Here is a 26,283-nt window from a genome sequence, read left to right as displayed (position 1 = left end):
CGGAGAGGAGCGGTGGGCATGAACCGGTTTGACGTCGTGGTCGTCGGGGGCGGTCACAACGGGCTGGTGACAGCCGCCTATCTGGGCCGGGCGGGACTGCGCGTCGCCGTGGTCGAATCCCGGCAGCGCCTGGGCGGGCCCTGCGGAGGATACGAGTTCCTGCCCGGCCGCAGCCTGGCCTTCACCAACTCGCCCGGGTCACTGAACCCGGCGGTCGTCCATGAACTCCGGCTCGCCGACCACGGTCTCCGGTTCGTCCGGGCCGACCCGACGGTGGTCCAGCAGTTCGACGGCCGGTGCTTCCTGGGCTGGCGCGACCCCGCCCGCGTCGACCGGCAGCTCGACGCCTTCGCGCCGGGCGAGGCCGACCGCTACCGGGAGCTGATCAGCGGTCTGGAACGGCTTGGGGCGAGCCTGCGGGTGTCCCTCGACGATCCGCCGCCCGCGCTCTCCGCCCTCCGGGAGCGGCTGACCGACCCGGAGGAACACAAGCTCTTCACCGCCGTCTTCGAGGGCAGCCTCACCGGGCTGCTCGACGAGCGCCTCGTGTCGGACCAGGCCAAGGCGCTGCTCGCCCTGCTGGCGCTCAACGCTCAGCTCGTGCCGCCCTCGACGCCCGGCAGCGCCGTCGGACTGATGATGCGCCCGTTCGCCCTGGCCGCGGCGGGCGCACCCCACTCCGGCGACGCGGCCGAGCGGGTCGCGCTCCGCGGCTCCACCGGTCTCCCGGTCGGGTCGATGAGCGCGATCGTGGACGCGCTGGAGGACTGCTGCCGCGCCCACGGCGTCACCCTGCGCACCGGTTCCCCGGTGGTCCGGATCCTGCACGGGGACGGCGGGGCCCGGGGCGTGGTCACCGCGTCCGGCGAGGAGTTCACCGCCGGCCGGGTGGTGTCGGCGGTCAACCCCGTCCACCTCTTCCGCGATCTGCTGGACGACGCGGCGATGGGGCCCGAGATCCGGGCGGAGGTCACGGACACCGCGATGCGCGGATCGGCCTTCAAGATCGTCCTGGAGGTGGACTCGCTGCCCGCCTACGCGGGGCTCCCCGAGGACGCGGATCCCGAGCGGGTGCGGGCCTGCCAGTTCCGGGTGGGCTCCTCGCTCGGGCAGATCGAGGAGTCGATCTCCGGGGCGTTGCGGGGCCACGCCAGCGACCAGCCCCTGATGTGGGGGCTGATACCGACCCTCACCTCTCCCGGTCTCACCCCGGGGAGCACCCATCTCATCAGCGTCAACGCCTGGCACGCCCCCTACCGCCCGCACGACGGGCCCTGGGACGCCGAGCGCACCGAGCGCTTCGGCCGACGGTGCGTCGAGGAACTCTCCCGGCTGATGCCGGGACTCGCCGACCGTGTCGTCGATCACCGGTTCATGAACCCGGTCGAGATCGAGAGCGAACTGGGGTTGCTGGAAAGCAACATCACGCACGGGGACATGCTGCCGGGAAACCTCTTCGGGGCCCGCCCGCACCCCGAGGTCGCCGGCTACCGCACCCCGCTCCAGGGCTTCTACGTCAGTGGCGCCGGGACCTGGCCGGGCGGCTACATCACCGGAACACCCGGCAGGAACACGGCCCAAGCGGTGCTCCACGACCTTCACCACGAGCAAAGGCGACAAGCATGAGGCTTTCGCGCCGCGATGGGCCGCAGCGCCCACGCACAGGAACACTTCGCCGGGCGGTGGGCTCTCTGGCCGTCGTGGGCGTCCTGCTCACCGGCTGCAGCGCCAATCCGTCCTTCGGCCGCGACGAGCAGACCCTGATCATCGGCGCCGAGGGAGAGATCCCCACCCTGGATCCGCACCGCGCGTCCGGCACCCCGGTGCTCCGGGTCATCGACGCCCTCTTCGATCCGCTGATCCGCGAGGACCTCGGCTCCGAGACAGCCCAGGCTCCCGAACTCCGGCCCGCGCTCGCCGAATCCTGGCAGGCCTCACCGGACGCGCGGACCTACACCCTCAAGCTCCGCGAGGGGGTCGAATTCGCCGACGGCTCGCCCTTCGACGCCGCCGCCGTGAAAGCCAACTTCGACCGGATCATGGACGAGGACTCCGCCTTCCACGACCCGACGGCCGCCGGGAACATGAAGTTCCTGACCCGCTGGATCAAGAAGGTCGACGTCCGCGACCCGCACACGGTCGTCCTCGGACTCACCGAACCGTACGCCGGGCTCCCCCGGGTGCTCACCGACCGCCGGATGTCGATCATCAGCCCCAAGGCGCTCCGCGCCCACCGGCCCGACGACATCGGCCTGCATCCCGTCGGCACCGGCCCCTTCACCCAGCAGTCCGCCGACCGCGGCAAGCGCATCACGCTGAAGCGGAACGCGGCCTACTGGGGCGGATCTCCCAAGACGCCCTCCATCATCGTGGAGTCCGTCACCGACCCCACGACGCTCGCCATCGCCGCGCAGACCGGTGAGGTGGACGCGATCCTCAGTGCCGGGGCCCAGCAGGTCCAGCAGCTCGCCGACGGCGGCACCATGACCGTGCAGTACCCCGAACCCGCCAATCAGTACTTCATCCGCCTCAACACCCGAATCGCCCCCACCGACAACGCCGTCTTCCGGCGGGCGCTCAACCACGCCGTCGACCGCCGGGCGATCGCCACCCTCACCGGCCGGCAGGTCGCCCCGTCCACCGGGCCGTTGCCCCGGGGCAACGAGGCGTACCAGGAAAGCCCCGGGGCCGCCGCGGACTCCTACGACCCCGAAGAGGCCCGCCGGCTCATCCGTGAGAGCGGGGTGCCCACCCCCGTACGGCTGCGGATGCTCGCACCCGACAGCGGCCCCGGCTTCTCCCAGGCCACCGAGATCATGTCGCTCATCCAGCAGGACCTCAAAGCGGTCGGCGTCCGCCTGGACACCCAGTACATGGAGTTCGCCTCGCTCGTCGCCGAGGAGGGCAACGGCTACAACGACACCACCCACGGCTCGTTCAACGGATGGACCACCGGTGCCGACGCCGCCGACTTCCTGGAGCGGATGTTCAGCGGGGAGCTGCATCCCCCCGGCGGAGTCAACCGCGGCTGGTACCGCAACCGGGACGTCGACGCCCTCTTCGACCGTGCCAGGGGCGAACCCGACCCGGACCGCCGCACGGCGCTCTACCGGGAAGCCGCCGACGGCATCGCGGCCGACGCGCCCTGGGTGTTCCTCTACCAGGACCGGCTGCCCCGCCTGCTGAGCCGGAAGGTCGACGGAGTCGTGCCCGCCGCGTCCGTCTACATCGACTACACCACCATCCGCCGCCGGTGAGGAGACCACAGCCATGAAGGCCACTGCGGCACCACCCCGCCCCGCCGACGTGCGGGCCGCGCCCCCTCGGCGGCGCATCCGCCTCCGCGCTCTGCTGGGCTCCGGCAACGCCACCGCCCTCATCGGCGGCACCATCGTCGCCGCCACGATCCTCGTCGCGCTCCTCGCTCCCCTGATCGCCCCGGACGACCCGCTCGCCACCAACCCCTCGTCCATCGGGCTCGGCCCCTTCAGCGGCGGCCACCTCCTCGGCACCGACGAGGTCGGCCGCGACATCCTCAGCCGGCTGATGTACGGCACCCGGCTCGCCCTGCTGGTCGCCGTGGTTCCGACCCTGGTGGCGCTCGCCATCGGCGGCTGCCTCGGACTGCTCTCCGGCTATGTCGGCGGCTGGCTCGACAGCACCCTGATGCGCGTCTTCGACGTGATGTTCTCCTTCCCCGGGATCCTGCTCGCCCTCGGCATCGGGGTCGCCCTCGGCCCCGGCATCACCTCGATGGTCATCGCCATGGTGGTGGTCACCGTCCCCGAGTTCGGCCGGATCGTCCGCGGCAACGTCATCGCCCTGCGCCAGGAGCAGTACGTCGAGGCCGCCGGCGCCCTCGGCTACAGCCATCTGCGCATCGCCTTCCGCCACATCACCCCGAACCTGCTCGGCGGCGTGGTCGTCTTCGCCACCCTCCAGACCGGCCGCAACGTCATCCTCAGCTCCAGCCTCGCCTTCCTCGGACTGGGCGCACAGCCGCCCACCCCCGACTGGGGCCAGATGCTCAGCGGCGGGCGCGCCCTGCTGGTGACCGCGCCGCACGTCGCCACCATCCCCGGCCTCGCGATCGTCGTACTCGCCGTGGGGTTCAACCTGCTCGGGGACGGCATCCGCGACCGTCTCGACCCGCGCAGCCGCAAGTCCCGGGCCGTGCGCGGCGGCGAACGCACCCCCCGGACCCGGTGGAGCCGGTCATGAACAGCCCTGGAGATTCGCCATGCTGACCTTCACGCTGCGCCGCGCGCTGCACATGCTCCCGGTCATCCTCGGGGTGACCATCGCCACCTTCGGCCTCGGCCAGATCATCCCCGGCGACCAGGCCAGCGCCCTGCTCGGCCCCACGGCCTCCGAGGCCGACCGCCAGGCGCTCCGCGAGGACCTCGGCCTGGACCAACCGGCCGTCTCCCGCTACTTCACCTACCTCGGCAGTCTGTTCAACGGCGATCTGGGCCGCTCGCTCTCCTTCGGCCGGCCGGTCTCCGAAGTCCTCTCCGACCGGCTGCTCAACACCCTGCTGCTGTCGGGCACCGCGATCGTCGTCGCGGCGGTCGTGGGCGTCGCCATCGGCACCTGGGCCGCGCAGAAGCCCGGCTCGCCCCGGGACCGGAGCCTCACCGTCGGCGTGCTGTTCTTCAACTCCGTACCGTCGTTCTGGTTCGGACTGGTGCTCATCATCGTCTTCTCGCTCCAGCTGAGGATGCTTCCCGCCACCGGGATGACCTCCATCGGCGGCGGCGGAGCCCTCGACGTGGCGGCCCACATGGTGCTGCCGGTGATCACCCTCGCCGCGTGGTCGCTGGCGGTCATCGCCCGGATGACCCGCTCCTCGGTGCTGGAGGTCATCGGCAACGACTACGTCCGCACCGCCCGCTCACGCGGTGTCGGCGAGTTCCGGGTGATCGTGCGCCATGTTCTCCCCAACGCCATGCCGTCCGTCATCACGGTGATCGGCCTTCAGGCGGGCTTCCTGCTCAGCGGCGCGGTGCTCACCGAGACGGTGTTCTCCTGGCCGGGCATCGGCCTCGCCCTCCACCAGGCCATCTCCACCCGGGACATCCCCCTCGTACAGGGCGGGATCCTCGTGATCGCCATCGCGTTCGTACTGATCAACTTCCTGGTCGACGTGCTCCAGGCGTACTTCAACCCGAAGATCAAACTGGCTTAGAGGGAGACGTCACCGTGACCGTACTGGAAGTCGAACACCTCAAGGTCGCCTACCGCGGCCAGAACCAGGGCGACGACGCCCCCCTGGAGACCGTGCGCGACGTCTCGTTCGGCGTCGCCGCCGGCGAGTCGCTCGGCGTCGTGGGCGAGTCCGGCTGCGGCAAGAGCCAGACGATGCTGGCGGTCCTGCGGATGCTCGCCCCCGCCGGCGTCGAGATCTCCGGCCGGGTGACCTTCGACGGAAAGGACCTGACCGCGCTCACTCCCCGCCAGATGCGGACCGTCCGCGGCTCCGGCATCGGGCTCGTCTCCCAGGACGCGCTCTCCGCCCTCAACCCGGCCATGACCATCGGCCGGCAGATGGCCGAACCCCTCATCCACTACGACGGGTTCAGCCGGCGGGCGGCCGCCTCCCGGTGCGCCGAGCTCCTGGACCTCGTGGGCCTCCCCGCCGCCCGCGAACGGCTCCGCAGCTATCCGCACGAGCTCTCCGGCGGCATGCGCCAGCGCGTTCTGATCGCCATGGCCATCAGCCGCGAACCCCAGGTCCTGATCGCCGACGAGCCCACCACCGCCCTCGACGTCACCATCCAGTCCCAGGTGCTCCAGCTCATCGACCGGCTCCGCAAGGACCTCCGGATGGCGCTCATCCTCATCACCCACGACCTCGGGGTCGTCGCCGGGGTCACCGACCGGATCGCGGTGATGTACGCGGGCCGGATCGTGGAGACGGCCCCGACCACCGCGCTCTTCGACCGTCCGAGCCACCCGTACACCAGGGCGCTGATGGAGTCCATTCCCCGCATGGACCGCGAACGGGTCGAGCGGCTGCCCGCCATCCCCGGCTTCCCGCCCGACCCCGCCGCTCCGCCGCCCGGCTGCGCCTTCCAGCCCCGGTGCTCCGCCGCCCGCGCGGCCTGCGAGGACTCCGTCCCGGAACTCCTCCCCCTCACCTCCACCGCCCCCGGCCACCTTGTCCGCTGCCCCTACACCGCACCGGTCCTCGTCGGGGCGGACCACCGAGAGGAGCGCACATGAACGCCGCCGACGCCCTGCCCCCCGTCACCACCGGGCCACCCGAAGCCGGCACCGACGCCGTCGCCGTCACCGACCTCCGCGTCCACTTCCCTCTCCGCACCGGGGTGCTGCGCCGGGTCACCGGCACCGCGCACGCCGTGGACGGGGTCTCCTTCACCGTGCCCGCCCGGAGCATCGTCACCATCGTCGGCGAGAGCGGCAGCGGGAAGACCACCACCGGGCGGGCCCTGGTCGGTCTCTCGCCCGTCACCTCGGGCCGGGTCAGCGTTCACGGCCGGCCCCTGGAGGAGATCCGCCGCACGGGGGCGCTGCCCCGGCTCGCCCAGATCGTCTACCAGGACCCGTACGCCAGCCTCAACCCGCGGATGACGGTCAGGGCGATGATCCGCGAGGTCATCACCGTTCACCGCACGACGCCCCGCGAGAAGGCCGGGGAGCGCGTCGAGGAGCTCCTCGCGCAGGTCGGCCTCCGTACGGAGCTGGCCGACCGCTATCCCCATGAGCTCTCCGGCGGCCAGCGCCAGCGCGCGGCCATCGCCCGCGCCCTGGCGGTCGAGCCCCGCTTCATCGTCTGCGACGAGATCGTCTCCGCGCTCGACGTCAGCATCCAGGGGCAGATCGTCAATCTCCTCAAGGACCTCCGCCGCGAACAGGACGTCAGCTTCCTGTTCATCTCCCACGACATGAGCGTGGTGCGGCACATCTCGGACCACGTCATCGTCATGTACGGCGGTCTGATCATGGAGAGCGGCCCCTGCGACGAGGTGTTCTCCGCGCCCCGCCACCCCTACACGCACGCGCTGCTGGCTGCCGTGCCCGTGCCCGACCCCCGCGCCCCCGGCCTCCGCAGCGAGATCCGCACCCGGGCGGAACCCCCGGACCCGGCCGCTCCGCTGGCCGGCTGCCGCTTCCAGCGCTCCTGTCCGTTCGCCACCGAGGTCTGCCGCGAAGGCGCGCCGCCCCCGACCGTCGCCGCCGGGGCCACCGGACACACGCTGGCCTGCCATCACGCCGACGCCCCCGAGGTACGGGCCGCACTGTCCCGGAACAGCCCGCCCCTGGAAACCCCGGCCTCAGAAACCCCTCCCCCGGAAAGGACCACCGCTCCATGAACACCCCCGACAACACCTCCGAGAACGCTCCCGGCGGCCCGCGCGCCATGGAGGACTACACCTCCCACACGGGCGGGGCACGGCGCGCGCCGGCCGGCACGGCGGTGCCGCTGACCGACCCGGCGACCGGGGAGGTCTGGGCCCGTGCGTACCAGGACCCGGACGCCGTGGACGCCGCTGTCGAGGCCGCCCGCACCGCCTTCCTCGCCCCGTCCTGGGGCGCGCTTCCCGCCCACGCCCGCGCCGACCTGCTGTACCGCCTCGGCGATGTGCTGGTCGCGCACACCGAGGAACTCGCGGTACTGGAAACCCGGGCGAACGGCAAACCCCTCACCGCCACCCGGGGCGAGGTCGGCGCGCTGGCCCGTTGGTACCGCTACTTCGCGGCCGTGGCGGAGACCATGGAGGACGTCTCCCGTCCGCTCAGCGGCACGGCGAGGGCGCTCATCACCCAGGAACCGCTGGGCGTCGTCGCCGCGCTCACCCCCTTCAACGGCGCGCTCTCCCTGGGCTCCTGGAAGCTGGCCCCGGCGCTGGCCGCCGGCAACACCGTGATCCTCAAGCCGCCGCCGCACGCCCCGGCCTCCTCGGTGCGCCTGGCCGAACTGGCCCTGGAGGCGAGGTTCCCGCCCGGGGTGATCGGCGTCGTCATCGGCGGCGCCGACGAGGGCCGCCGCCTCACCGAGCACCCCGACGTCGCCATGGTCACCTTCACCGGCAGCACCGCCGTAGCCCGGGCCCTCGGGGCGCGCGCGGCCGAGCGGATGAAGCGCTACGTCTGCGAGGCCGGCGGCAAGTCCGCACACATCGTCTTCGCCGACGGCGACCTCGACGCGGCCGTCGTCGCGGCCCGGCAGGGCGCCTTCTCCGCGGCCGGCCAGACCTGTGTCGCGGGCTCCCGGATCCTCGTCCAGCGCGAGGTGTACGAGGAGTTCCTCCGCAGGTACGGGGAAGCGGTCGGGCGGCTGCGGGTCGGCGACCCCCGCGATCCGCGCACCCACGTCGGGCCGGTGGCCTCGGCAGCGGCTCTGGAGCGGATCGAGGGGTATGTGGACGACGCACTCGCGAAGGGCGCGCGGGCCGTCACCGGCGGGAAGCGGGCCACCGTCGCCGCGCCGGTCGAGGCGGGCTTCTGGTACGAGCCGACCGTGCTGGCCGACGCCGCGCCCGACCTCGCGGTCTGCCGGGAGGAGGTCTTCGGCCCGGTGGTCACGGTGCATCCCTTCGACACGGAGGACGAGGCGGTCGAGCTCGCCAACTCCGTCGAGTACGGCCTGGCCGCGGGCTTCTGGACCCGCGACGCGGCGCGCGCGCACCGGGTGGCCCGACGGCTGGAGGCGGGCGTGGTCTGGGTGAACACCTACCGGCTGCTGCACTGGAGCGTGCCGTTCGGCGGCTACAAACAGTCCGGCCTGGGCCGGGAGAACGGCGTCGAGGCCGTCGCCGAGTTCCTCCAGACGAAGTCCGTCATCACCGAACACGGCACCCCGGCCGACCCGTTCGGCGACTGACCGTCACCCGCCCCCTCACCGCCGGCCCATCGGCCTGCCCGCCTACGGAATCTCTCAGCCCCAGGAACAGGACGCGTCCCATGGAATTCCTCGTCAACATCCGCATCACCTGGCCCGAAGCCATGGACCCCGACCTCAAGACGAAGGTCTCCGACGACGAGCGCCGCCGCGCCGCCGAACTCGCCGCGTCCGGGTCCCTGGTCCGCATGTGGCGGGTGCCCGGCCGGACCGAGAACTGGGGACTGTGGTGTGCGGCGGACCCCACCGAACTCCACGCCATCATCTCGTCGCTGCCGGTCTGGCCCTGGATGGACGTCACGGTGCACGCCCTGGCCGATCACCCGGTCGACCCGGGGCCGACGGCATGATGGCACGACGGCACCCGCGAGGGTGACGGGAAGTCCGTCGACCGCGTCGGCGTTCAGCCGGAGCTGCCCCCGGCGGACGCACGCACCGCGACACCTGCCCGCCGGTCCCGTCCCCTCCGAGTACCAAGGAGCCGAGGTGCGCCACCTGGGGCGGTTGCCGCCGGGCGCCGGGGAACGCGACCCGTCGCGGAAGGCGGCGGCGGCCGCGTGACCGGGCCCCGGCGCCCGGTCACGCGGCCAACGACGCGAGCTCCGCCTTGTGCAGCCAGTCGACGTACCAGCGGGTGAACGTGACCGGCTTCCCAGCCTGGTCGAGGAGCGGGGCGAGGTCGGCATCGTCCGCCCGGCAGTCGGACCAGATGGCGCCGCGGTGGGCGCCGGTGACGATCAGCCACTCTGCTGCGCGGGCACGATATGCCGGCGGTCGATGCTGGGCGAGAAGAAGACTTCCCTGCGGCCGGGCATCAGCATGAACATCCCGCCGGTCCCGGCTTCCTGGGTGATGGCGACCCACGATGGCTTTTCATGCCCCGTAGTGCACGTGCGCGCCCCACAACGTGGGAGTGTCGGGGTTCTGTTCGCGTCGGGCGCGGACCGCCTCGTGGAGGGCATGGGCGGCCCCCACCGCGCCGGAGCCGCTGGAGAAGGCCGGATCAGTCGTCACATGGGCGTAGAAGTGATGCGCGATCTCGGCGGCCTCCTCGTCGTCCACGGGCCACAGCGTCCCGATCACTTGGGTGAAGCCCGCCGTGTGGAAGGCGCCGGTGATGTGCATCGCCTCGTCGGCCAGTGCGGCGCGCCCGCGCAGCGTGTCGCACGCGGAGAGGTACGCCAGCTCTGCGCGGTCCAGCCGGAGCCGGGCGATGTCCGCCGTGGTCAGCAGGTGTTCGGCATGGTCGTGGAGCAGCAGGTGGCCCCCGGAGTCGGCGTCGGCGGCGCTGACCGCGTGGCAGGCGATGTGGGCCCATGTGTGGCGGGGCAGGGCATCGAGCACGTTCCGGTGGTTCGCCCGGGGGCCGGTCAGGGTCAGCTCGACCGGCAGGTGCTGCGCCAGTGCGCGCGTCTCGCTCTCGGCCCGGCCCAGTTCGGCGGCCCCGGGAGTGTGGCGCAGGGCGACGGCGAGCGTGCGGCGGGTGGGAGAGGAGGGACGTGTGCGGGCGCGCACCAGCTCGCGGACTGTGGTGGTGTACGAGGACACGACGCGGTCCAGCGTGTTCGCTCCCGGTGTCGCCGGCAGACCGGCGGCGTGCAGCGGCAGGACGGTGAGCGGCCCGGTCGGGACCCACCACATCCGGGGTGGTGTCCGGCCATCGGGTGGGGCCCCGGTGAAGCCGAGTACGTCCAGAACCGGTTCGGCAACGGCTTCCCAGAGCCAGGCGAGCGTCCGGACGATGTCCTGCTGCGCCGCCGCCTGTTCGGTGAGGGGCAGTCCGGTGCCGGTTGCCTTGCGCAGGTTCTCCGTGAAGGCACCGGATCTCCTCAGCAGGTCGTCGTAGTGCACGCGCGGCAGCGGCAGCGACCGCAGGCGCCCGTGCTGGAGCAGTAACGCGTGGCATCCGAGAGCACTGACGTTGATGACGGCGACGGCACCGTGCGCGCCCGCCTCGGCCACCATCCGGACAGGGTCGGGGGGCTGGAGGAAGTCGGAGAATCCGGGCGTGTCACGCACCGCGCGGATGAGGTCGTCCCACTGGGCGGCCAGCGCGTGCCGTTCCTCACCCGCCAGTGGAACGGCACCGTGCGACACGTCGGCGGCGAGAGGCGGCGGCGAGAAGCCGGCCGCCTCCGGGCGGTCCAGCTCGCGGCACAACTCTTCGTAACGCTCTGCGAGTCGGGGATGGCGGGCACGTAACTCGGTCACATCGGTACGGGCGTCGAGAGCCTGGCCCAACATGACGCCACGGCCCTGTTCCAGCTGGCGCAGCGCGGCGTACGGGTCGGCCGGGAGCAGGCTGAGTGAGCAGGCGGCGGCATCACGGGCGAGGCCGACGCTCTGCCCCAGTTGCCGCTCCCGGTCGCCGCGCGGCAGGGACTGCGTGCTCAGGCGCGGCATCAGTTCGAGGGCGAGATCGAAGGCCGTCTGTGCCTTCTGTCGTGCCCGGTGGGCCCGTGCGCCCGAGTCCGACATCGCCTTCAGCATCCACAGGGCGGCCAGCAGCCGAGCCGCGTGGACACGCAGCCGGACGGCCAGGGTGGTGTCGTGAGCGGACGAGTCGATGTCGTCCGCGAGCCGCCGCGGGAAGGTGCTCTTGCTCGCGCCGCTCAGGCCCGCCTCGGCGAATCTGGCCGAGGTCAGATGGGTCTGGATGATTCCGTACATGACGTGACCGGGCGGTGTGGCGGCGGCCGCCTCCTCGGCCGCACGGACCGAAGCCCTCAGCCGGTCCCGGTTCTCCTTCGACAGCCCTTGCGAGAAGGTGAGTTTCAGGAACTCCGGGAGCGGCATCAACAGGGCTTCGGGGTCGGACAGATGGCGCAGACCCGCCGCGTGTTCGAACTCGGCGCGGGTGGCGGCGGCGTGCGCCGCGAGCCGTTCGACACGGTTGGGGTGACTCCGGGGAGTGGCAGCCAGCGCGCCGCGGGACGCCGAGACGGCCGCGGTGAGGTCGCGGAGGTCCCCACGCGCACGGTAGAGATCCTGCAGAACGAGGCTGAGGTTGGACTGGAAACGCGCCCACGTGGGATGCGTCGGCGCCGTCCCCGCCAGGGCCTCACGGGCCAGGTCGGCGGCGCGGGCCAGTGTCCGGGCGTCTTTGTCGCGTGCCCACGCATGGTGCATGCGCAGCGCTTCCGCGAGGTTGGAGGCGGCCATGGTGACGTCGCTGCGTTGGCCGCCCGCCCGGGCCAGACTCAGTGACTCCTCCAGCGTCCTGATGGCCTCGCCGAGTGCCGAGGAGTCCTGGTATGCCTCGGCCTTCGACTTCAGGACGTTGGCCAGGGTGTTGAGCCGCGACACGCGGATCGGGTCGCCGGACGAGGTGTGCCGCAGTGCCGTGCGGATCTCCTCAATGGCTTCGTCCAGGTCGGCGGGGCCGGTGGCGGCCGACCAGCGGGTGACCAGCGCCCCCGTGAGGTTGGCCCGGCAGGCGGGCACCATGGGGTGGTACGGGGGCGCGGCGGCAACGGCTTCGCGCAGGTGGGCGACGGCCTGGTCGATGTCCGCACGCCGGCCGAAGCGTTCGTAGCGCGACCAGCCGCACTTGCCCAGCCCGTTCAGCGCGGCGGCGCGCAGCTCCCCCGGGGCGGCCGTGCGCAGCACGCGGGTGAAGAGCCGTACCGCCTCGTCGAGGTGGCGTGGTTCGTGTGTGACGTCGAACATCTCGTGCAGTTGCTCGCCGCGTCCGATCGTCTCGATCGCCTCGTCCGAGGAGCCGGATCCCGGTGTCCGGAACGGACCGGCCGGCGGCGTCGGGCCGCCGAAGTCCGGAGGAACGGCAGGACGGCCGTCGGGCCCCGTGCCGAAGAGCGCCATCAGGGCGGCCAGGGCCTCTTCCTCCTCGCGCCGCTTCGCACGCCTGCGCTTTCCGCCGCGCCTTCCGAACATGGCCGCGCCCCCGTTCGCCCGCGCTCCTCAGTGTCGGGACAGTGCCCCGGTCACCCAACTAGCATTGAAACAGCGGGCGCTGAGGAAACACAGGGGGTCGTGTGACAGCAACAGCGGCATCGGACGACGGTGGCACGACCTCCTCCAGGGCCGTGCTCGCGCGGATCTGCGCCGAGCTGGAGGAGATCCGAGCGCTCGCCGGCGCTGCGGGAGAGGCGGCGGGCCTGGAGGCCGAGCGCATCCTCGGCGTACTGCGCGAAGGCGATGACGTCACTGGCGCGCAGGGCGACCTGCACCGGCTGCTGCGGCGTGCCGGCGTCGCCGCAGGGCTCAACGGCATCACCCGCGGCGCGGGCATCGGCGGTCTGCCGGCCGTACGGGGACACCCGGTCGCGCCGCCCGTGCTGGTCTGCCCGGTCGGCCGCTGCTCGCGCGCCGTCCTGCTCGACGACCCGCCGCAGGTGCCCCGTGAATGCCGGCTGCACGCGCAGCGGCTGCGCCGACTCGACTCCCCCACGTGAACAGCCTGCTGTCGGAGCTGGGCAAGAGCCTGGCCACCCGCTGGCTCAGCTACCTGGTGCCGACGAGTCTGCTTTTCCTGGGGGCCGTGGGGACGGGGGCGGTCCTTGGTCACCAGCGCTGGTACGACCTGCCGGTGGTCGTGCGCCGCCTCGACACCCTGGCCTCCCGCCCCGGCGAACGGTCGCTGGGCACGGCACTGGCGGTCGCGGCCGGAATCGTTCTGCTGGCCGTGGCAACGGGGCTGCTGGTACGGGCGCTGGGCGGAGGCGTCGACCGGCTGTGGAGCGGCGACTGGCCACGCGTACTTCGGTGGCCCAGTGCACGACTGACCCGCCGCCGGAGAGCGCGGTGGGCCCTCGCCGACGAGCGGGTCAGGGATGCCTGGCGTGCTCACGCCCGGCTCCGCGACACCCCGGAAAGCGGCCGGACGGAGTTCAGCGACCAGGAACCGGCACGGTTGATCGCGGAACGCGACCGAGTCTGTCTCGTCCCACCGGAGGGGCCCACCTGGGCGGGTGACCGCGTCCGCGCGGCGGACCGGAGGGTCCTCACCACGTACGGATTGGATCTGGGTGCGGCCTGGCCCCGACTGTGGCTGCTGACCTCCGAGGACGTCCACGCGGAGTTGCGCACGGCACGCCAGGCGTACGACGCGGCCTCCCAGCTCGTCGCCTGGTCAACGCTCTATCTGGCACTCGCCGCGTGGTGGTGGCCCGCGCTGCTGGTCGCGGCAGCCACCTGCGCGGTCGGCATCCGGCGCGGCCACGCGGCGATGGAGACGTTCTGCCTGCTGGCCGAGTCCGTGGTCGATCTTCACGGCCGTGGTCTGGCTGCCGCACTCGGATTCCCCCACGCGGGCCCGCTGCGCCCGGGCGTCGGACGGGACGTCACCATCCAGCTGCGCAAGGACGTGTAGGCGGCCCCGCTTCGCGGCCTCCGCGCTCACCTGCACCACTCCGGTAGCGCGGTCCCGGCCCGCGTCGGCGGGGTGATCCGCGCGGCGGGCCGCATCCCGCTGCTCGTGGGGCTGACCGCCCGCGCCGGACCCGCAAGACTCCGGCCCGGCTGGAACGCCGCCGTGCCGTGGTCGACCACCGTCATGGTCCGACGCGCCGCCGCGCGTACGGCGATCGGCTCCGCCCTCGGGGCGGAGCCCCGTCCTGGTTGCCCCGGCTGAGTGGTCGTCCCGTTCCCCGACGGTGCACCGTGGGCCTCGGTACGTCGGCGGAAGACCGATCCGGTCCGGCCACGACCGACCGGGCGTTCAGCCGTTCCGGCGCTCCGGCGCTCCGGAACGAGAGGGCGGAACTCTCGTCCGGCAGAAACCCGCACCATGTTCGTGGCGCAATTTCCTGGCGTATGTTCGCGGGGCATACCCCCCAATTATCCGGCATTACCGTGCTCGCCCAGGCGGCCATAGAGTGAGGCGCGCAGCAAGCCATGCACATTTGCCTGGCCCTGCGCGAAGTGTACGGAGACGCTCCGGCTCGCAAATGATTCCGACTATGGCCGGAGGCCCGTACGGGACCCTACGAGAGGAGTCTGGCGACCATGCCCGTTTCCATTCCTGAGGGCGTGCACGAACTTCAGAAGCTGCTCGTCGACTGGGTGGGCGAAGCCGTCGAGAGTCCGGATGTGTCCCCCGAGGACAACTTCCTGGATCTCGGCGGTCACTCGCTCCTCGCCATGAACCTCAACACACTCGTCCAGCAGCGCTTCGGACACGAACTGGACGTGAAGGTCCTGTTCGAGGAGTCCCTCGGCAGCGCGATCGCAGAACTGCACGAGCGGATGGCCGGACAGCCTGCCACGTAATTCGTTCACCCAGTATTCAGACCAGAGACTGGAGTCGCCGTGAATGACCGCACCGCTGATTTCCGACTGAGCCCCGAAGAACTCGCCACGTTCGAGGAGCAGGGCTTCATCGGCCCCATCAAGGTGTACGAACCCGAGGAGATGGAGAAGCGCTGGAACCAGATACGCCGAGCCATTCCGGACCGTTCACGGGCGATCTACCCGGAAGACGCGCTGGGCGCGGTGACCAACCTCTCCAACTACGACCGGCACCTCGACATAGACCTGCTCAGCGAGCACATCATGCAGCAGGCGATCGTGGAGCGGGTGGCCTCCATCCTCGGCCCGGACCTGCTGTGCTGGCGCACCGAGTTCTTCCCGAAGTACCAGGGCGACGAGGGCACCGACTGGCACCAGGCGTCGACGTTCGCCCACTCCAGCGGCCGCCCCCAGATCCGGTGGCCCGCGGAGAACAACGCGCCCGCGTTCGGCGGCACGATCACCGCCTGGACGGCGTTCACCCATTCGACCCGTGAGAACGGCTGCCTCCAGCTCATGCCGGGCACGCACCGGGTGATGAACTACGACGAGTCCCTCGGCATGTCCTACAACCCGGACTCGATCAACAAGCGGGAGAAGGACAGCGTCCGGCGCGGCTTCTTCGGATACGACTACCGCGACCTCCAGAAGGACCCCGACTGGCGCCCCGACGAGTCCAAGGCGTTCTCCCTCGTCATGCAGCCCGGCGAGTGCGTGATCTTCTGGTCGACCCTGATGCACGGTTCGCTGCCGCACACCGGCAGCAAGAAGGACTACCGCATGGGGTTCGCGACCCGGTACGTGCCGACCCAGGTCGAGGTCTACCCGGACCTCGGCGACGTGTCCGAGTACGGCGGCACCATCCCGCTGGACAACTTCGCCTCCGTGCTCGTCTCCGGCAAGGACGAGTACGGCCACAACACGGTCACCGACCAGAACCGTCGCGGCCGCAGGTTCAGCCCGTGGGACTTCCGGGAGGCATACAGCGGCTGACGCCCCGGGCCCGTGCCGGCGGCGGGCCGGCCGCACGGGCCGTGAGAGCCCGGCCCGCAGGCCGGTCCCGCAGCACGTGACCGGCGACGCCCGGAAGGGGCGCGGCGGTCCACCGCCCCGTCGCATCGCGGCCCCTGCCCCGGGCAGGGGCGGCGGTGCCGTGGCGGCCCACCGCCCCACCACCGCGGCTCCCACCCCGGCCGGCGCCGCGCCCGCGCGCCCGGCCCGGACCCCCGCGCCCCCGCGTCCCTTCCGGTCACGCTGCTCCGCCCCCACCTTTCAGGAAGGCGTACCGATGACCGTGCTCGCCCTGTTCCATCACGCCGGAGGCTCGGCGGCCGTGTTCCGCCGGCTGGTCCACCTGCTGCCCGACGACATCCGGCCCGTGGTGGCCGAGCTGCCCGGCCGGGGCCGCCGCTGGCGGGAGCCCGCCCCGCGCACCGCGGAGGAGGCTGTCCGGGATCTGGCCGACCTGCTCACCGCGGAGGTGCGACCCGACGAAGAACTGTCCATCTTCGGCCACAGCATGGGCGCCTACCTCGGGCTCGGCGTGGCCGCGGCCCTGGAGCGGCGCGGCGGACCGCGCTGCCAGACCCTCTTCGCCTCCGCCAACCTGGCCCCGCAGCTCGGCTCCCCGCTGTTCCCCGACGGCGTCGCCGCCGCGTCCGACGAAGAAGTACTGGCCTGCGCCGCCCGGTTCGAGGCACTGGACGAGCGGCTGCTCGGCCACCCCCACATCGCCGACCGCGCCGTGGCCCTGCTGCGGTGCGACTTCGACGTCTGCGACTCCTTCGTCCGCACCATGGCCGGGACCGTGACCGAGAGCCACATCGTCGTCTGCCGCGGAGAGCAGGACGCCTTCGGCGACGAGCACACCGACCCGTGGCAGTGGCGCAGCGTCCAGCCGCTCACCACCCTCACGTTCCCCGGCGGCCACCTCTACCTGGAGGCGGCCGGGGCCGAACCGCTCGCGGTGGCGATCGCTTCGGTCATGAGCGAACCGGCGCGGTCCCGCACCTGATCCGGCCTGGGAGCCCCCAATGAACGAGGCAGTGAGTTCCAACGGCAACCCCCCTCTCGCCCATGAACTGTTCGAGGCACGGCGCAGCTCCCACCCCGACCGCCCCGCCGTGCTGTGGGGCGAGCGGTCCCTCGGCTACGAGGAGCTGGGGCGCGACGCCGACCGGCTCGCCCACGCGCTGCGGCGGGAAGGCGTAACCGGGCAGCCCGTCGGGGTGTTCTTCGAGCGGGGCTTCTCCATCGCCGTCGCGGTCCTCGGCGTGCTCAAGGCCGGGTGCGCCTACGTGCCGCTCGACCCCGCCTATCCCGAAGAGCGGCTCGCGGCCATGGTGCGCGACAGCGGTACGCGGGTCCTGCTGACCGAGAAGGCGCTCATGGACCGCATACCGCTGCCGGACGGCACCCGCGCGCTCCTCCTGGAGGACGCCCTGTCCGCCGTCGAGGACGCGCCCCCGCCGACGGTGCCGGAGATCGGCCCGGACACCCTCGCGTACGTCATCTACACGTCCGGGTCCAGCGGGGTGCCCAAGGGCGTGGCCATGCCCCACGGCCCGCTCGCCAACCTGATCGACTGGCAGTGCGCCCACTCCGCCTGCGGCGCCGGCGACCGGACCCTCCAGTTCTCCGCGCTCAGCTTCGACGTCTCCTTCCAGGAGATGTTCAGCACCTGGGCGTCCGGCGGGGCCCTGGTGGTGGCCGACGACGCGACCCGCCGGAGCTGGCAGGCCCTGATCGACCTGCTGAACAGCGCCTCGGTGCGGCGCATGTTCCTGCCGTTCGTCGCGCTCCAGTCGATCGCCGCGCACGCCGACTCGGTCGGTGTGTGGCCGGCCTCCCTCCGCGAGGTCGTCACCGCCGGCGAACAGCTCCAGGTGACACCCGCCGTACGTGCCCTGTTCCGGCGCCTGGACGGGGCGGTGCTCGTCAACCAGTACGGGCCCTCCGAGACCCATGTGGTGACCTCGCTCGAACTCCGCGGCGACCCGGACGAGTGGCCCGACCAGCCCAGCATCGGCCGTCCCATCGCCCGCGCCGAGGCGTACGTCCTCGACGAGCGGCTGCGCCCGCGGCAGCCCGGCACACCGGGAGAACTGTGCGTCGGCGGCCCGGTGCTCGCCCAGGGCTACCTGGGAATGCCCGAGGCGACCGCCGCGCGGTTCCGGACCGTACCCGGCCTGGCCGGCGGCGGGCGGATCTACCGCACGGGCGACCTCGTCAAACTCCGGCCGGACGGCACCCTGCAGTTCCTCGGCCGGCTGGACGACCAGGTGAAGATCCGGGGCCACCGGGTGGAGACCGGAGAGGTCGAGGCGCACCTGCGGACCCTGCCGGAGGTCGCCGACGCGGCGGTGGTGGTGCGGGAGGGGCCCGGTGGCGTCAAGCAGCTGGTGGCGTTCTGCGTCCCGGCACGCGGCGCCGAGGTGGTGCCCTCCGCGGTCCGGCGCAGTCTGTCCGCACGGCTGCCCGACCACATGGTCCCGTCGTCGGTCCGTCCGCTGCCCGCGCTGCCGCTCACCTCCAGCGGCAAGGTCGACCGCAGGACGCTGGCGCGGGGTCTCTGACCGTCATCCGCTCCCCCTTTTTTTCGAGAAGGAAGAGGCCAAGCATGTCGACGCACGGTCCGGCCCCGCACGGTCCGGCCCTCAGCGCGGGAGAGGGTGCCGGCGTCACCGGGAGCGTCCTGGTGGGCGTGGCGCTGGTGCTGATCGCCGCGTTCCTGTTCTCCACCGCGGCCAAACGGGTCCGCCAGCCCGCGGTGATGGGCGAGATCGTCGCCGGAATAGCCCTGGGGCCGAGTCTGCTCGGGCTGCTGCCCGGCGATCCGCCCGGACTGCTGTTCCCTCCGGCGGCCCGCCCGTATCTGGAAGTCCTCGCCCAACTGGGCCTGGTACTCTTCATGTTCGGGGTCGGCTACCAACTGAGCCTGTCGCACGTGAGGGGCGTCGGACGGCACATCGCCCTGGTGTCGTTCAGCTCGGTGGCGCTGCCGTTCGTCATGGGCGCCGCACTCGCCGTCCTGCTCTACCCGTGGCTCGACACGTCGCAGCTGAAGACGGACGGGATGCTCGGCCCCGCGCTGTTCCTCGGCGCCGCGATGTCCATCACGGCCTTCCCCGTGCTCGCCAGGATCATCATCGAACGGGGCCTGCAGAAGCACCGGGTGGGCGCGGTGGCCCTGGTCAGCGCCGCCATCCAGGACGTGATCGCCTGGACCGTGCTGGCCGCCGTCGTCACCGTCGTCAGCGTCAGCGGCCTGTGGTCGCTCGGCCGGACCATCGGCGGCGCCCTGGCCTTCGGCCTCGTGCTGATCCTCCTGGTGCGGCCGGCCCTGGCCTGGCTGCTGGCCCCGCAGCGGTCCTGGGCCGGCAACACGCCGACCGTCCACGTCGTGCTCTGCTCCGGGCTGCTGGCCAGCGCGTGGATCACCGACGAGATCGGTCTGCACGCGGTGTTCGGCGCCTTCCTGTTCGGGGCCGTCGCGCCCCGCCGCCACATCGACGCGACCGCCCCCGAGGTGCCGGAGCGCATCGACCAGACGAGCCTGCTGCTGCTCCCGGTGTTCTTCACCGTCACCGGGCTCTCGGTGGACCTCGCCGGGCTCGGCGCCCAAGGGCTCGTCATGGTCCTGGCGACCGTCGCGGTGGCGTGCGCGGGCAAGTTCCTCGGCGCCGTGGGCGCCGCCCGGATCTCCGGCTCCGGCGGCCGCGAGGCCACCGTGCTGGGCATCCTGCTCAACGCCCGCGGACTGACCGAACTCGTCGTCCTCAACGTGGGGTTGAGCCTGGGTGCGCTCGACAGCCGGCTGTTCACCGCGATGGTCGTGATGGCCCTGCTCACCACCCTGATGACGGGCCCCCTGCTGAGCCGCTTCCCGCTCGACGCCGAGCCGGTCCCGGCGTCCGCGCCGCGGCCCGTGAAGCACGCCGGAAAGGACGCTGCCCGATGACCGGAACCACCACGGGGCAGCTGGCCTCGCCGCCCGCCACGCGGGTCATGTCCCTCTCCCCCGTCCCGCCGCGCCCGCCGCTCCTGCCGCTGCGCGGGCGTGAGGAGGAGATGGCCCGCGCGCGGCAGGCGCTGGAGTTCGGCGCCGACGGCGGCTGCGCCCTTGTGACGGTCGAGGGGCCGCCCGGCTCCGGCCGGACGCGGTTCCTCGACGAGTGCGCGGCCCTGGCGCGGCAGCTCGGCTATGTGACGGGCCCCGGGTCCGGGCATCCCGGGCCCGCCGCCGGCCCCCGGCTGATCGTTCTGGACGACCCGCACTTCCTGGCGGAAGAGCCGGGTGAGACCCTGCTCGCCCGGCGGCACGCCCCGTACGGCGACCGGGCGCTGGTCCGGCTGGTGGCGCGCCGCCGGGGCGCCGGGCCGGGGGGCGCCGGGCCGCTGGCCGACTGTCCCACCGGGCACCACGTGCGGATCCGCCTCGACGCGTTGTCTCCCCCGGCCGCCCTCCAGGTCGCCGCCGACCTGCTGGGGGTTGTGCCCTCCGCGCCGCTCGCCCGCGTCCTGCTGGGCGCGGGCGGGCATCCGAAACTGCTGGTGGAGCTGGTGGAGGGGATGCGCGAGGAGCAGTCGCTCCGGGTGGGGGCCCATGAGGCGCAGCTGGTCGAGGACCGTATCCCGCGCCGGCTGCGGGTGCTCCTGCAGTCGATGCTCCTGGACTTCCCGGACGAGTGCCGCCAGCTGCTGCGGGTGGCGGCCGTCCTCGGCAGGGAGAGCACGGTCGACGACCTGCTGCCGATCCTCCAGGTGCCGCCTTCCGCCCTGCTGCTCGCCCTGGACCGGCTGATCAGCACCGGCGTGCTGGCGGTCGGCAGCACCCAGGTCCGCTTCCGCAACGAGCTGCTGTGGCGGCTCGTCGTCGACTCGGTGCCGGTCCCGCTGAGGCAGGCGCTGCGCCGCCAGGCGGCCGACTGCCGGCAAGGCCCGCGTCCGGTGGCCCGGCCGGCGGCACCGGACGGGCCGCCGGACCTCAACGACCAGGAGAGCCGGATCGTGCAGCTGGTCGCCGAAGGGCTGACCAACAAGCAGATGGCCCGGCGGCTGGGGATCTCGCCCCACACCGTCAACTACCACCTGAAGAAGCTGTTCCAGAAGACCGGGGTCAACTCCCGCATCGCCCTGCTGCGGGAGACCGGCTGGAACGACCCGTCCGAGGAGTCACCCGAGCCGGGGCCGCGCGTGCGCCCACGGCCGGGCGCCCTCGAATGCGGCGGCCAGCTCTAGCAGCCGGTCCTCGGCCCCGGGGGCGCCGACGAGCTGGACGCCGACCGGCAGGTCCCCCGCGGCCGTCCCGGCGGGCACCGAGAGCGCCGGCTGGCCGGTGATGTTGAAGGGGTAGGCGAAGGCCAGCCAGTCGGCGTACTCGCGCCACCGCTCCTCGAACCCCGTGCCCTCGGGAACCGCCCCGAGGACCGGCGGGAGCACGGTGAGCGTGGGGGTGAGCAGGACGTCGTACCGGGTCCAGAAGCCCAGGACCTCGGCCGCCCGCCGCTGGGCGGCCGCCAGGGCGGCGCAGTAGTCGACCGCGCCGAGCCGTTCGCCGTGCAGGGCGATGTCGAGGCTCGTCGACTCCAGCTCGGCCAGCTCCCCGGGCGGTATGCCGCGGACCATGGTGGCCACGTTCGCGGCGATGACCGTCAGCAGCGGGTCCAGGAGTCCGCCGAGGTCGGGGGCGTCCTCGACCAGCTCGACGTCCAGCTCGCCGAAGGCCGACACCGCCCGCTCGAACACCTCCCGCACCGCGGGGACGACCGTGCCGTGCGGCGGTGTGCACGTGTAGGCCACGCGCGGCCGCCGCGACGGCCGCGCCCCGGGGGCGAGGAAGGGGGTGGAGCGCGCGGGCAGCCCGTACGGTTCCCCGACGGACGGGCCCGCCATCACGTCGAGCATCAGGGCCGTGTCGCCGACCGTACGGGCCATCGGGCCGTTGCTGACGTAACCAGCCCACTGCTCCTGTGAGGCGGGCGCCCACGGGATCCGGCCGCGGGTGGGTTTGAGCCCCACGACGCCGCAGGCGGACGCGGGGGCCCGCACGGAGCCGGCCCCGTCGGCGGCCAGGGCGAGCGGGCCGATGCCGGCGGCCACGGCGGCGGCCGCGCCGCCGCTGGAGCCCGCCGGGCTGTGCTCGGTGTTCCACGGGTTGCGGGTGGGCGGGAAGGCCCGGTTGTCCGTCGTGATCCGCAGCCCGAACTCCGGCATGTTGGTGGTGCCGACGAGGATGCCGCCCGCCCGCCGCAGCCGGGCGACCACCTCGCTGTCGAAGCCGGACCGGTAGCCGGTGAAGGGCCGCGACCCGTAGGCGGTCGGCAGGTGGGCCGACTCGTGAGCGTCCTTGACGGTGAACGGGACCCCGTGCAGCGGGCCCCGTTCCTCCGGCGGCAGGGCGTCCGCGGCACGGGCGTCGGCGAGCGCGCCCTCCGCCCGTACGGCGGTCACCGCGTTCAGCCGGGGGTTCACCTCCGCCAGGCGGGCGAGGACCGCTTCGGTGACCTCGAGGGCGGAGAGTTCCTTGTCGTGGATCAGGTCGCGCAGCTCGGAGGCGGGCCGGAAGACCGGGGACCCGGTGGGCGGGTGGGGCGGTGATTCCATCGGAAGGTGCTCCCTTGCGGTTCGTGACGGGCTTCAGTCGTCCGCTCGTACGAGGGCGAGGACGAGCTCCACACAGCTGTCGGCGAGCCGCTCCGCGCGGTCGTCCCGGACGATCCCCTGGGCGTAGGTGAAGTTCCAGGCCAGCTGGTGGTGGGTGGAGTTGACGGTGGCGACGAACGCGCCCACCACCGAGAGCGAGGCGACGAACTGGGCGCCGGACGCCCGCAGCGGTCCGATGGTGTCCGGGAACGGGAACCTGCCGATGTTGGAGAGGCAGAAGTTGATCGGCCCCTTCTCGTCCAGGTGCCGCACGAACGGCAGGCTCTCGGCCAGGTTCCGGGGCCCGGCCCCGCCGATCCCGTTGATCATGGAGAACTGCTCGCCCCGCGCCTTGCGCGCCTTGAGGTCGGCGCTGATCTCCCGGGCCGTCTCCCACAGCGGGCGGTCCGCCCGGTGCTCGACGAGGGTGGGGATCGTCGCCACGTAGCTGCCCACGTCGTCGGGGCCCACCGCCGGCTCCAGGTCGCCCCGGAAGTCGACCGGGGAGCCGATCGAGTACCAGGCGCCCTCGTCGGCCCCGGCGTCCACGGCGAGCGCCCGCACCATCGCGGCGGCGAGCACCCCGTGAACGGTGACCCCGCGGGCCCGGCAGGCGCGGGCGAGCCGGTCCAGAGCCGGGCCTTCCAGCGACCGGTGGAGGAACCGGGTGCGGCGCTCCTCGAAGGGCACCGGCCGGTCCGCGTCCACCCGTCGGGGGCGCAGCCGTTCGAGGTCGCCCTCGTCGCGGTCGGCCTTCGCCTTCGCCCGTACCTGTCCCGCGGCGCCGCGGTGCTCGGGCGGGAACAGTTCCTCGGCCGGGGGCAGCACCGTACGCGGTTCCACGGTGCCGCCGACGGCCAGCTCCGCCCACTGCCGCAGCAGCGAGATGAGCGTGGTCCCGTCCGCGACGACGTGCAGCAGGCTCAGGATCAGGTCGTGCACCTCGCCGTCCGGCCCGGGGCCGCTGAGGACGACGGCCGTGGCGAGCGGGCCGGCCTGCGGGTCGATGCGGCCGTTGACGAGTTCCTCGTCCACGACGCGCCGCCAGCCGTCCTCCACGGCCTGCGGCGAGCCGAGGGTCCGGTGGTCGAGCGGGATAGGACGGTCGTCCACCGCGACGAAGCGCGGGTGCCGGCCCGTGGGGTCGGCCTCGACCGCCACCCGCAGCAGCGGGTGGCGGGCCTGGAGTCCGTCCAGGGCGGTGCGCAGCGAGGCGCGGGAGACAGGCCCGTGCAGGCGGACCCGTCCGACGACGTTCAGCGGTGAGATCTGGTCGGCTATCCAGTACCAGCGCTCCAGCGGGCTCAGTTCCCGCCGGACCGCCCCGGAGGTCGTGGACACGGGCGTCCCCGGTCAGTCGACCGGCGACGCGGAGAGCGGCCGGAACATGCCCGCGCTCGCCCGGGTCTCCGGGGTGGTCTGCCAGGGCGGGTTGGTGCCGAAGGCGATCAGGACCTTCTCGCCGTCGGCCCGGAAGGCGACGGGCTTGCCCTGCTCCACCCACACCATCTCGTGCGGGCCGGCGCTCACCGAGCCGCCTTCGAAGTCCACGGCGAACCGGCCGGTCAGCACGACGATGAACTCGTCGTAGCTGGGCACCCATTCCATGACATCGCCGGGGTGCAGGCAGGCGAAGCCCGCCCCCATCGACTTCGGGACGCCGTCGTCGGCCAGGTCGCCGATGTAGATGCGGGTGTCCGCGAACTGCTGCCAGTTCGCCTCTTTCGTTCCGTACGTGTGTGCGGCCATGTCCGACTCCTTCACGAGGTGTTCCGCCTGGCGGGCTGTCCGCGTCAGACCAGTGGAGAGATCTGCTCCTCCACGCCCAGCAGGGCCTTGCCGTACATTTCCTTGATCATCGAGGGCTGGAGGATGGCGTGCCGGGCGCTCACGGCCGAGTCCCGCCAGATCCGCTGGAGCGGGTTGGTCTCGGCGAAGCCGGCCGCGCCGTGCGCGGTCAGCAGGATGTCGATCGCCTCGGTGACGTGCCCGATCGCCCCGCTGAGGTCCGCCCGCGCCCGGATGCGCTGGAGCGGGTCCAGGGCCTCGCCGCGCCGCGCCGCGCCGTCGATGTCCGCGGTGGCGCGGTGGACGTGGAGGTGAGCGGTGTCGATCTTCTGCGCCGCTTCGGCGAACCGCAGTTGGAAGGCCGTCGAGTCGCGCTGCTTCTCGAAGTAGGTGAACGTGATGGCCTTCTCGGCGGACTTGCTCCTGACCAGCTCCAGCGCCGCACGGCCCAGCCCGAGCTGGGGGGCCACCAGGGGGGCGGCGGTGAGGAACTGCGCGAAGGCGGAGCGGGCGTGGGGTCCGCCGGACCGCTGCACCGGGTAGTCGCCTGCCATTGCCTTCGGCACCGACACCACCCGGTGCTCCGGTACGAAGATGTCCTGGGCCACCAGGCAGTTGCTGCCGGTCGCGCGCATCCCGGCGACGAACCAGGTGTCCTCCACCGTGTAGTCGGCGGCGGGGATCAGGGCGATGCCCTGGTCGACGATCTGCCCGGTGGAGTCAGGGACCGGGAAGCCGATCACGGACCAGCCGGCGTGCCAGGAGCCCGAGGCGTAGTGCCAGCGGCCGGAGACCCGGTAGCCGCCGTCGACCCGCTCGGCGGTCGCGCTGGGCGTCAGCACGCCGGAGATCCGGGTGTCGGGGTCGGCCCCGAACACCTCGTCCTGGGCCTGCTCCGGGAAGAGGCTGGTGACCCAGGCCAGCGAGCTGCCGACCCCGACCACCCACGAGGCGCTGCCGTCCCCCTCGGCGAGGGTCGCGGACACGTCGACCAGGGTGCGCAGGGACACCTCGTGGCCGCCGTACCGCTTCGGCACGGCCAGCCGGAACATGCCTCCGGCGGTGAGGGACTTGACGGATTCATCGGTCAGCCGGCGGTCGCGCTCCCCCTGCTCGGCATTGCGGGCGAGAAGCGGGACGAGTTCCCTTGCGGTGCGGAGCAGCTCGGACGATTCCGAGGAATGGAGTTCGTTCTCGGTCCGGGTGTCGGCCATGGAAATCTCCGTCTCAGTGGGCGAATGCCGCGATGTGGTCGGTGAGGGAACGGGTAGGCGTCGGTGCCGCCGCGGAATGCGTGCCGAACGTCCGGCGGCCGTAGACGAGCGGGGCGGCGCCCCGGGTTCCGGAGACCCGGGTCACCAGGCCGAGCAGCAGCAGGTGGTCCCCGCCGGGGACGTGCCGCTGGAGCTCGCACACGAGCCACCCCGGGGCCGTGCGCAGACGCGGGAGGCCGTCGTCCGGGCACCAGTCGACCCGGTCGAACCGGTCGGCGGCCGAGGAGGCGAACGCCCCGGCCACCTCCGCCTGTCCGGCCCCGAGCAGGTTCACGCCGAACCGCTCGGACCGCAGGATCTTCGGCAGCAGCCGGGAGCGCTGCTCCAGCGCGACGGTCACCATGGGCGGCCGCAGCGACAGCGAGGTGAGCGAGCCGACGGTCGTGCCGTGGGGCAGCCCGTCCGCCATCGCCGTGACCACCGCCACCGGGGTGCAGACATCGGCCATGAAATCCTTGAAAT

Annotated in this window: 23 protein-coding genes; 17 read left to right on the top strand and 6 right to left on the bottom strand. The window is 72.6% G+C overall.

Annotated elements, in window-relative coordinates:
- The first annotated feature begins 18 nt into the window (after positions 1 to 18).
- The 8 genes from D581_RS0101955 to D581_RS0101920 all read left to right on the top strand — a co-directional run bounded on the left by D581_RS0101955 (position 19) and on the right by D581_RS0101920 (position 9,216).
- Positions 19 to 1,626: a phytoene desaturase family protein gene (locus tag D581_RS0101955; RefSeq protein WP_018955543.1), complete on the top strand. Its 1,608-nt coding sequence runs from the start codon at positions 19 to 21 to the stop codon at positions 1,624 to 1,626.
- The gene (locus tag D581_RS0101950; RefSeq protein ID WP_026290096.1) at positions 1,623 to 3,257 is read left to right on the top strand and encodes an ABC transporter substrate-binding protein; all 1,635 of its coding nucleotides are present in this window, start codon (positions 1,623 to 1,625) and stop codon (positions 3,255 to 3,257) included. The genes D581_RS0101955 and D581_RS0101950 overlap by 4 nt, the downstream gene beginning before the upstream one ends.
- A gap of 13 nt (positions 3,258 to 3,270) precedes the next feature.
- Positions 3,271 to 4,221: an ABC transporter permease gene (locus D581_RS0101945; protein ID WP_018955541.1), complete on the top strand. Its 951-nt coding sequence runs from the start codon at positions 3,271 to 3,273 to the stop codon at positions 4,219 to 4,221.
- 19 nt (positions 4,222 to 4,240) lie between these two features.
- Complete coding sequence (locus D581_RS0101940) at positions 4,241 to 5,188, top strand: ABC transporter permease (protein WP_018955540.1); 948 nt, start codon at positions 4,241 to 4,243, stop codon at positions 5,186 to 5,188.
- Between the two features lie 14 nt (positions 5,189 to 5,202).
- The gene (locus D581_RS0101935; RefSeq protein ID WP_018955539.1) at positions 5,203 to 6,225 is read left to right on the top strand and encodes an ABC transporter ATP-binding protein; all 1,023 of its coding nucleotides are present in this window, start codon (positions 5,203 to 5,205) and stop codon (positions 6,223 to 6,225) included.
- Entirely contained in the window at positions 6,222 to 7,337 is a 1,116-nt protein-coding gene (locus D581_RS0101930; RefSeq protein ID WP_018955538.1) for an ABC transporter ATP-binding protein, read from the top strand. Before D581_RS0101935 ends, D581_RS0101930 begins: the two co-directional genes overlap by 4 nt.
- Complete coding sequence (locus tag D581_RS0101925) at positions 7,334 to 8,848, top strand: aldehyde dehydrogenase family protein (protein WP_018955537.1); 1,515 nt, start codon at positions 7,334 to 7,336, stop codon at positions 8,846 to 8,848. Before D581_RS0101930 ends, D581_RS0101925 begins: the two co-directional genes overlap by 4 nt.
- Before the next feature lie 80 nt (positions 8,849 to 8,928).
- The gene (locus D581_RS0101920) at positions 8,929 to 9,216 is read left to right on the top strand and encodes a muconolactone Delta-isomerase family protein (RefSeq protein WP_018955536.1); all 288 of its coding nucleotides are present in this window, start codon (positions 8,929 to 8,931) and stop codon (positions 9,214 to 9,216) included.
- A 523-nt stretch (positions 9,217 to 9,739) separates the two neighbouring features.
- On the opposite strand, the gene D581_RS01000000136705 is transcribed toward D581_RS0101920, so the two are convergent.
- The gene (locus D581_RS01000000136705) at positions 9,740 to 12,760 is read right to left on the bottom strand and encodes a CHAT domain-containing protein (RefSeq protein ID WP_018955534.1); all 3,021 of its coding nucleotides are present in this window, start codon (positions 12,758 to 12,760) and stop codon (positions 9,740 to 9,742) included.
- A 101-nt stretch (positions 12,761 to 12,861) separates the two neighbouring features.
- On the opposite strand from D581_RS01000000136705, the gene D581_RS01000000136700 reads away from it, so the two are divergent.
- The 9 genes from D581_RS01000000136700 to D581_RS0101870 all read left to right on the top strand — a co-directional run bounded on the left by D581_RS01000000136700 (position 12,862) and on the right by D581_RS0101870 (position 21,355).
- The gene (locus D581_RS01000000136700) at positions 12,862 to 13,281 is read left to right on the top strand and encodes a hypothetical protein (protein WP_158688568.1); all 420 of its coding nucleotides are present in this window, start codon (positions 12,862 to 12,864) and stop codon (positions 13,279 to 13,281) included.
- Positions 13,278 to 14,198, top strand: coding sequence for a hypothetical protein (locus D581_RS0101900; RefSeq protein WP_018955532.1), 921 nt, complete (start codon positions 13,278 to 13,280; stop codon positions 14,196 to 14,198). Before D581_RS01000000136700 ends, D581_RS0101900 begins: the two co-directional genes overlap by 4 nt.
- A 72-nt stretch (positions 14,199 to 14,270) precedes the next feature.
- Positions 14,271 to 14,459, top strand: coding sequence for a hypothetical protein (locus tag D581_RS1000000141170; protein WP_158688567.1), 189 nt, complete (start codon positions 14,271 to 14,273; stop codon positions 14,457 to 14,459).
- Positions 14,460 to 14,833: 374 nt separating this feature from the next.
- Positions 14,834 to 15,097 (top strand): acyl carrier protein, encoded by a 264-nt coding sequence (locus D581_RS0101895; protein ID WP_063738186.1) that lies wholly within the window; start codon positions 14,834 to 14,836, stop codon positions 15,095 to 15,097.
- Between the two features lie 39 nt (positions 15,098 to 15,136).
- Positions 15,137 to 16,108 (top strand): chlorinating enzyme, encoded by a 972-nt coding sequence (locus tag D581_RS0101890; RefSeq protein WP_018955530.1) that lies wholly within the window; start codon positions 15,137 to 15,139, stop codon positions 16,106 to 16,108.
- Between the two features lie 295 nt (positions 16,109 to 16,403).
- The gene (locus D581_RS1000000138900) at positions 16,404 to 17,129 is read left to right on the top strand and encodes a thioesterase II family protein (RefSeq protein WP_018955529.1); all 726 of its coding nucleotides are present in this window, start codon (positions 16,404 to 16,406) and stop codon (positions 17,127 to 17,129) included.
- Positions 17,130 to 17,148: 19 nt separating this feature from the next.
- Entirely contained in the window at positions 17,149 to 18,690 is a 1,542-nt protein-coding gene (locus tag D581_RS01000000136690) for an amino acid adenylation domain-containing protein (protein WP_078625545.1), read from the top strand.
- A gap of 44 nt (positions 18,691 to 18,734) precedes the next feature.
- A complete protein-coding gene (locus D581_RS0101875) occupies positions 18,735 to 20,075 on the top strand; it encodes a cation:proton antiporter (protein WP_018955527.1) in 1,341 nt (446 codons plus the stop codon).
- Positions 20,072 to 21,355 carry a LuxR family transcriptional regulator gene (locus tag D581_RS0101870; protein WP_026290095.1) on the top strand — a complete coding sequence of 428 codons (1,284 nt, stop codon included), beginning with the start codon at positions 20,072 to 20,074 and terminating at the stop codon, positions 21,353 to 21,355. The genes D581_RS0101875 and D581_RS0101870 overlap by 4 nt, the downstream gene beginning before the upstream one ends.
- On the opposite strand, the gene D581_RS0101865 is transcribed toward D581_RS0101870, so the two are convergent.
- The 5 genes from D581_RS0101865 to D581_RS0101845 are packed head-to-tail and all read right to left on the bottom strand — an operon-like array spanning position 21,290 to position 26,269.
- On the bottom strand, positions 21,290 to 22,720 hold the full coding sequence (locus D581_RS0101865) for an amidase (RefSeq protein ID WP_018955526.1): 1,431 nt from the start codon (positions 22,718 to 22,720) through the stop codon (positions 21,290 to 21,292). The two genes, D581_RS0101870 and D581_RS0101865, sit on opposite strands and share 66 nt — an antisense overlap.
- Before the next feature lie 33 nt (positions 22,721 to 22,753).
- The gene (locus D581_RS1000000140530) at positions 22,754 to 24,100 is read right to left on the bottom strand and encodes a phthiocerol/phthiodiolone dimycocerosyl transferase family protein (protein WP_018955525.1); all 1,347 of its coding nucleotides are present in this window, start codon (positions 24,098 to 24,100) and stop codon (positions 22,754 to 22,756) included.
- Positions 24,101 to 24,112: 12 nt separating this feature from the next.
- Positions 24,113 to 24,508 (bottom strand): cupin domain-containing protein, encoded by a 396-nt coding sequence (locus D581_RS0101855; protein WP_158688566.1) that lies wholly within the window; start codon positions 24,506 to 24,508, stop codon positions 24,113 to 24,115.
- Between the two features lie 44 nt (positions 24,509 to 24,552).
- Complete coding sequence (locus D581_RS0101850) at positions 24,553 to 25,761, bottom strand: acyl-CoA dehydrogenase family protein (protein WP_018955523.1); 1,209 nt, start codon at positions 25,759 to 25,761, stop codon at positions 24,553 to 24,555.
- A gap of 13 nt (positions 25,762 to 25,774) precedes the next feature.
- Complete coding sequence (locus tag D581_RS0101845; RefSeq protein WP_018955522.1) at positions 25,775 to 26,269, bottom strand: flavin reductase family protein; 495 nt, start codon at positions 26,267 to 26,269, stop codon at positions 25,775 to 25,777.
- Positions 26,270 to 26,283 lie beyond the last annotated feature (14 nt).

It is taken from the genome of Streptomyces sp. CNB091, from assembly GCF_000377965.1.
This window is presented reverse-complemented; position numbering and strand designations above follow the sequence as displayed.